Source organism: Streptomyces sp. NPDC033270, assembly GCF_055576575.1.
The window spans coordinates 1-6,523 of the sequence record NZ_JBVIRA010000026.1 but is presented as its reverse complement, the minus strand read 5'-3'; the positions used below and the strand labels follow the sequence as shown (position 1 = coordinate 6,523).

The 6,523-nt window shown below is 72.9% G+C and carries 6 protein-coding genes; 3 read left to right on the top strand and 3 right to left on the bottom strand.

What is annotated here, in order from left to right; translation table 11 throughout:
* Positions 1-133: 133 nt before the first annotated feature.
* The gene (locus ACZ5XZ_RS30120; RefSeq protein WP_468983574.1) at positions 134-1,675 is read right to left on the bottom strand and encodes a SulP family inorganic anion transporter; all 1,542 of its coding nucleotides are present in this window, start codon (positions 1,673-1,675) and stop codon (positions 134-136) included.
* Positions 1,676-1,902: 227 nt separating this feature from the next.
* A complete protein-coding gene (locus ACZ5XZ_RS30115; protein ID WP_468983572.1) occupies positions 1,903-2,304 on the bottom strand; it encodes a hypothetical protein in 402 nt (133 codons plus the stop codon).
* Positions 2,305-2,556: 252 nt separating this feature from the next.
* Here ACZ5XZ_RS30115 and ACZ5XZ_RS30110 point away from each other — a divergent pair, with 252 nt between their 5' ends.
* From ACZ5XZ_RS30110 to proC, 3 genes are all read left to right on the top strand, one after another.
* Entirely contained in the window at positions 2,557-3,363 is an 807-nt protein-coding gene (locus ACZ5XZ_RS30110; protein ID WP_468983570.1) for an ABC transporter ATP-binding protein, read from the top strand.
* Positions 3,360-4,151 (top strand): ABC transporter permease, encoded by a 792-nt coding sequence (locus ACZ5XZ_RS30105; RefSeq protein WP_468983567.1) that lies wholly within the window; start codon positions 3,360-3,362, stop codon positions 4,149-4,151. The genes ACZ5XZ_RS30110 and ACZ5XZ_RS30105 overlap by 4 nt, the downstream gene beginning before the upstream one ends.
* A gap of 99 nt (positions 4,152-4,250) precedes the next feature.
* Positions 4,251-5,060, top strand: coding sequence for a pyrroline-5-carboxylate reductase (gene proC / locus ACZ5XZ_RS30100; RefSeq protein ID WP_468983564.1), 810 nt, complete (start codon positions 4,251-4,253; stop codon positions 5,058-5,060).
* Positions 5,061-5,122: 62 nt separating this feature from the next.
* Here proC and trpS read toward each other — a convergent pair whose 3' ends face one another.
* Positions 5,123-6,136, bottom strand: a complete 1,014-nt coding sequence (gene trpS, locus ACZ5XZ_RS30095) for a tryptophan--tRNA ligase (RefSeq protein ID WP_468983811.1) — start codon at positions 6,134-6,136, stop codon at positions 5,123-5,125.
* Positions 6,137-6,523: the final 387 nt, after the last annotated feature.

Sequence of the window (6,523 nt, the reverse complement as noted above, 5' to 3'; positions counted from 1 at the left end):
CCCCAGCCCCCCCCCCCCCCCCCCCCCCCCCCTCACCCCCCCCCCCCCCCCCCCCCCCCCCCCCTCCTTCCCCCCCCCCCCCCCCCCCCCGGGCCATGCGCGGGGTGCCCGCGAAGGGGAGCCCCGCCCGTCCTCAGGTGACGGAGGCCATCCGGACCGGTTCGACGCCCTCGGCGCTGTGGCGCTCGGCCCAGTTCTCCAAGGACATCCGGCACGCATGGTCGAGGTGGCGCAACCCGGCCAGGTGCAGTTCGATCGGCCGGTTCTGCGGCAGGGCCTCAAGGGTGTCGAGGATCTTCGGCAGCCGCAGGAACGTGGCGTTGCCGGTCAGGTGGGCCTGGATCGGACCGGCGCCCTTGTCGATCACGTCGACACGCACATGCGAGGTCTCCCACGCCGTCTTGCACACGGCCAGGGCCAGGCCGATGAGCACGCCCTCGAACATGCTCACCGCGACGATCGCCACCGCGGTGACGGCCAGGATCAGTGCCTCGCCCCGGTGTTCACGCCACAGCGTCCCCAACTGCCGTACGGGCACGAGCTTGCAGCCGGAGTACACCAGGACGCCCGCGAGCGCCGCGAGCGGGATGACGCCGAGCGCGGCGGGCAGCAGTGCGGCGAAGAGCAGCAGCCACAGGCCGTGCATCACCCGCGAGGCCTTCGTCCGCGCGCCGGCCTGCACGTTGGCGGCACTGCGGACGATCACCGCGGTCATCGGCAGCGCGCCGAGCAGCCCGCAGACCGTGTTGCCGGCGCCCTGTGCCATCAGCTCCTTGTCGTAGTCGGTCTTCGGCCCGTCGTGCAGCCGGTCCACCGCGGCCGCGCTGAACAGCGACTCCGCCGACGCGATCAGCGTGAACGCGAGCACGGTGCCCAGCGCACCGGCCACCGCCCCCGCCTCCACCAGCCGCGCGAAGTCCGCCCCGCCCGGCGGCTGTACGACATCCAGCAGGCCCTGCACGTCGACCCGCGCCACCGGCAGGTCCCAGACGAACACCACAGCGGTCGCCAGCGCCACCGCCACCAGCGGCGCCGGCAGCACCCGCGCCGCCCGCCGCCACCGTGGCCACAGCACCAGCAGCGCCATGGTCGAGGCGCCGATCGCCAGCGCCGCGAGCGCGGTCTGCGACCCGGCGGTATCCGCCGCGAGCCGTGGCAGTCCGGCCAGGTTCGCCGGGCCGCCACCGGGCGCCTCGGCGTCCACCAGGGTGTACAACTGCCCGGCGATCAGCACCAGTCCGATGCCGGCCAGCATTCCCTGGACGACCGCGACCGAGATGGCCCGAAACCAGCGGCCCAGCCGCAGCGCCCCCATGACCAGCTGCAGCAGCCCGGCGATCAGCACCAGCGCGCCCAGCGCGCCCAGCCCGTACTCCTGCACGGCCTCGTAGACCAGCACGGTCAGCCCGGCGGCCGGCCCGCTGACCTGCAGACTGCTGCCCGGCAGCAGCCCGGTGAGCAGCCCCCCGACGATCCCGGTGAGCAGCCCCAGCTCGGCCGGCACCCCGGAGGCGACGGCCACCCCGACACACAGCGGTACGGCGACGAGGAAGACGACGAGCGAAGCGGTGAAGTCGGCGCGCAGGACCGACAGCGAAGGCCGCGCCGAGCGGGAGGGCCGGGAGGATATCGACTGCCGGGACGGGTGTGAGCGGGCAATACGGAACCTACGCATGACGTGCCTCCAGCGGATGAGAGATGCGGCGGCGCACGCGCGGACACCGGCACCGGCCCGGAATCGGGCAACGGCAGGCAGGCGCAGGGCGACCTGGGTCGGCCTGCTTTCGCCGGTTGCCGTGCGGTGCCGTGCGGCGCGCGCCATGAAGGTGGGGCGATGACGGCTGGATCCGTCGGGATGCGCGGGCCGGGGAAGGCCCTGGGGCAGCTCTCAGCTCGCCGTGCTCAGCAGCGGAAGACGAGGTGGTGGACCGGCAGCTCGCCCGATCTCGACACGGGCACGGCCTGACGGCCGGTCAGCGGGGCGGCCAGGCTCAGCCCGCCGACGGACCGTACGGGAGCGTCGGTCGACACGGCCGTGCCGGGCGGGGCGGGCGCGCGGAACGTGGCCGCGGAGCGCCCGCCGCGGCGTGGCAGACAGCGGCCGAGGGCGGCTTCGGGGTCCTCGGAGGGGTCCGAGGCCACCGGGGCGGCGCTCGCAGAACCGGCACCGGAGGCGCTGTTCCTGGCGGGCGCGGCCGCCGCGTCGGTTCCGAACGCGCCGTCGGCGGCGGTCGGCAGGGCCAGGACGACGGCCATGAGGATCAACAGGAGCCGTACGAAACGGCCCACCTGGATCTTCGCCATCGTCGCCCCTTCCGGCGCGGCTGGACAGGTCACCCCATTGTGTCGAGCCCGGCAGCCCCCGCCGCAAGTCGATATGTGATCGACCTGTGAACGCGGAGTTATCGGACAGGAGGGAAGGGTTCCGTTCGCTCCGGCGGCCGCCAAAGTGCGATCCGTGCTTCAACGCGCTGTATCGCACACCACTCCGCCGGGTTGTTCACCCCAATGGCTCAATGCTTGACGCCCCACCCCACCCGGCGCATTATTCATCGCATGATGAATTACGGTGACGGTGCCGCCGCCGAGCCCGCCGTCCACGCCCACGACCTCACCGTCGTCCGAGGCGGCCGCACCGTCCTCGACGCCCTCACCTGCCACGTCCCCCGCGGTCGCATCACCGGCCTCCTCGGCCCCTCCGGCTGCGGCAAATCCACTCTCCTGCGCGCCGTCGTCGGCACCCAGGCCCACGTCACCGGCACCCTCGACGTCCTCGGCCACCCCGCGGGCGCCCCCGCACTGCGCCCCCGCATCGGCTACGTCACCCAGGACCCGTCCGTCTACGACGACCTCACGGTCCGCCAGAACCTCGACTACTTCGCCGCGGTCCTGCACCCCGGCCGCGCCGCCCGCGACCACCGCCGCACCGGCGTCGCCCGCGCCATCGAGGACGTCGACCTCACCCGCCACGCCGACGTCCTGGCCGGCCGCCTCTCCGGCGGCCAGCGCAGCCGGGTCTCCCTCGCGGTGGCCCTCCTCGGCGCCCCCGAACTCCTCGTCCTCGACGAACCCACCGTCGGCCTGGACCCCGTCCTCCGCCGCGACCTGTGGAACCTCTTCCACACCCTCGCCGCCGACCGGGGCACCACCCTCCTGGTGTCCTCCCACGTCATGGACGAGGCCGAGCGCTGCGACCGCCTCCTGCTGATGCGCGAGGGCCGCTTCCTGGCCGAGGACACCCCGCAGGCCCTCCGCGAGGGCACCGGCGCGCCCACCGTCGAGGCCGCCTTCCTCCACCTCGTCGACCAGGCCGGGACCGCCGCCCCGCACCACGACACCACCACCCAGGAGCCGGCCCGATGACCGCCACCGCACCCCTGCCCGCCGCGGCCCCCCGCCCGCGCACCGCGCCGATCTCCCCGTCCCGCACCCTGGCCACCGCCGCCCGGGTCCTGCGCCAGCTGCGCCACGACCGCCGCACCCTCGCGATGATGCTGGTCGTCCCGTGCGTGATGATCGCCCTGCTCCGCTACGTCTTCGACGCCCGCCCGGAGACCTTCGACAGCATCGGGGCCTCCCTCCTCGGCATCTTCCCGATGATCACGATGTTCCTGGTGACCTCCATCGCCACCCTGCGCGAACGCACCTCGGGCACCCTGGAACGCCTGCTCGCCATGCCCCTGGGCAAGGCCGACCTGATCGGCGGCTACGCCCTGGCCTTCGGCCTGCTGGCGGTCGTCCAGTCCGCCCTCGCCACGGCACTGTCCCTGTGGGCCCTGGGCCTCGACACCGTCGGCTCCCCCTGGCTGCTGCTGCTCGTCGCCGTCCTGGACGCCGTCCTGGGCACCGCCCTCGGCCTCTTCGTCTCGGCGTTCGCCGCATCCGAGTTCCAGGCCGTGCAGTTCCTGCCCGCCGTCCTGATGCCCCAGCTCCTGCTCTGCGGCCTGTTCACCCCGCGCGACACCATGCACCCCGCCCTCGAAGCGCTCTCCGACGCCCTGCCGATGTCCTACGCCGTCGACGGCATGAACGAGGTCCTGCGCCACCCCGACCTCACCGGCGCCTTCGTCCGCGACGCGGTCGTCGTCACCGGCTGCGCCCTCCTCGTCCTCGCCCTCGGTGCCGCCACCCTCCGCCGCCGTACGAGGTGACACCGTCTTGGCCCTCGGAACGCACCCGCGCCCCGGGCCGCCCGGGTGCGAGGATGGCGGCGTAACCGACCAGGCACCACCGGCGAGGTGAACCGCAGCATGACCCAGAAGGTCGCCGTACTCGGCACCGGAAAAATCGGCGAAGCCCTCCTCAGCGGCATGATCCGAGGCGGCTGGGCACCCTCCGACCTCCTGGTCACCGCCCGTCGCCAGGAACGCGCCGAACAGCTCCACGCCCGCTACGGCGTGGAAGCCGTCAGCAACGCCGAGGCCGCCAAGTCCGCCGACACCCTCATCCTCACCGTCAAGCCGCAGGACATGGGCACCCTTCTGCGGGAGCTCGCCCCGCACGTCCCCGTCGACCGCCTGGTCATCAGCGGCGCGGCCGGCATCCCCACCTCCTACTTCGAGGAGCGGCTGACCGCCGGCACCCCGGTCGTCCGGGTCATGACGAACACCCCCGCCCTCGTCGACGAGGCGATGTCCGTCATCTCCGCCGGCTCCCACGCCAGCGCCGCCCACCTCACCCTCGCCGAGGAGATCTTCGCAACCGTCGGCAAGACCCTCCGCGTCCCCGAGACCCAGCAGGACGCCGCCACCGCCCTCTCCGGCTCCGGCCCGGCGTACTTCTACTTCCTCGTCGAGGCCATGACCGACGCCGGCATCCTGCTCGGCCTGCCCCGGGACAAGGCCCACGACCTCATCGTCCAGGCCGCCATCGGCGCCGCCGTGATGCTCCGCGACAGCGGCGAACACCCCGTCAAACTCCGCGAGAACGTCACGTCCCCGGCCGGCACCACCATCAACGCCATCCGCGAACTCGAGAACCACGGCGTCCGCGCCGCCCTGATCGCCGCCCTGGAAGCCGCCCGCGACCGCAGCCGCGAACTGGCCACCGGAAACGGCTGACCACATCCCGCAGCGGGGCAGCCGGACCAAGATCCGGCTGCCCCCGGCCCGCCCTGGGCCCCCTAGGCCAGCAGCCCCATCGCCCGATAGGCCGCGTCCACCCGCGGCCTGGCGATCGCCCGGGCCCGCTCCGCCCCGGCCCGCAGCACCGCGTCCACCGTCGACGGATCCGCCGCCAGCTCCGCATGCCTGCTGCGCACCGGCCGCAGCATCTCCACGACCGCCTCCGCGGTGTCCTTCTTCAGGGCCCCGTACGAGGAGTACTCCCCGGCCAGCCGCTCCGGATCCCCACCCGTACAGGCGGCCAGCACATCCAGGAGATTGGCCACCCCCGGCCGCTCCGCCCGGTCGTGCACCACATCGCTCCCGCCATCGGTGACCGCCCGCATCACCTTCTTGCGGACCACCTCCGGCTCGTCCAGCAAATACACCACCCCCGCCGTCCTGGCGTGCGACTTGCCCATCTTGGACGTCGGCTCCTGCAGATCCATCACCCGCGCCGCGACCGCCGGATGCGTCGCCCTGGGCACGACGAACGTCGGCCCGTACCGCTGGTTGAACCGCACCGCCAGATCCCGCGTCAGCTCCACATGCTGCGCCTGGTCCTCCCCGACCGGCACCTCCTGCGCCCCGTACGCCAGGATGTCCGCCGCCATCAGCGCCGGATAGGTCAGCAGCGACAGCCGCACACTCCCGCCCCGCGCCTGCTCCCGCGCGGCCTTCTCCTTGTACTGGATCATGCGCCGCATCTCCCCGTCGGAGGCCGTGCACTCCATCAGGTACGACAGCCGCACATGCTCATCGACCTGGCTCTGCGCGAACACCGTGCACAGCTCCGGATCCAGCCCGGCGGCCAGCAGCAGCGTCGCGGCCTGCCGACTCAGCCTCCGCAACCGCGCCGGATCGTGCTCGACGGTGAGCGCATGCAGATCCACCACGCAGAACAGCGCCTCCGCACGGTGCTGGTCCACCTCGACCCACCGCCGCATCGCCCCGAGGTAGTTCCCCAGCGTCAGATGCCCCGTGGGCTGCACCCCGCTGAAGATCCGAGTACGCGTCGTCATCGTCGTCGCCATCGCCATCTCGCCCGTCCTTCTCTCCCGCACTCCGCTGAGTGCGCGTCGAGACCGCCGACTTCGCCGGCCGGCTACGAGAGGGGGAAACGCGAACGGCCGCCGAAGCGGCGGCCGTGGTCGTGCATGCGCTGTGGTTCGGCCGCCGTCAGGCGAGCCACCACTGCTGTACGAGCGCATGCGTAGTCATGCCGTAAACGTACACCGCGAACCCGGGCCCGGCGCGGGTTTGAACAACCCCACGCCCTGGTGTAGTGTCCTCCGAGTTGCCACGGAGCCGATCGGCCCCGGACAACCATCCCGCCGCTTCGCGGCACACCACTACTGCACGGCCCCTCACCGGGAACAATTTCGGCATGCCGAAATTCGGACCGCGGCGCGATTATGTGC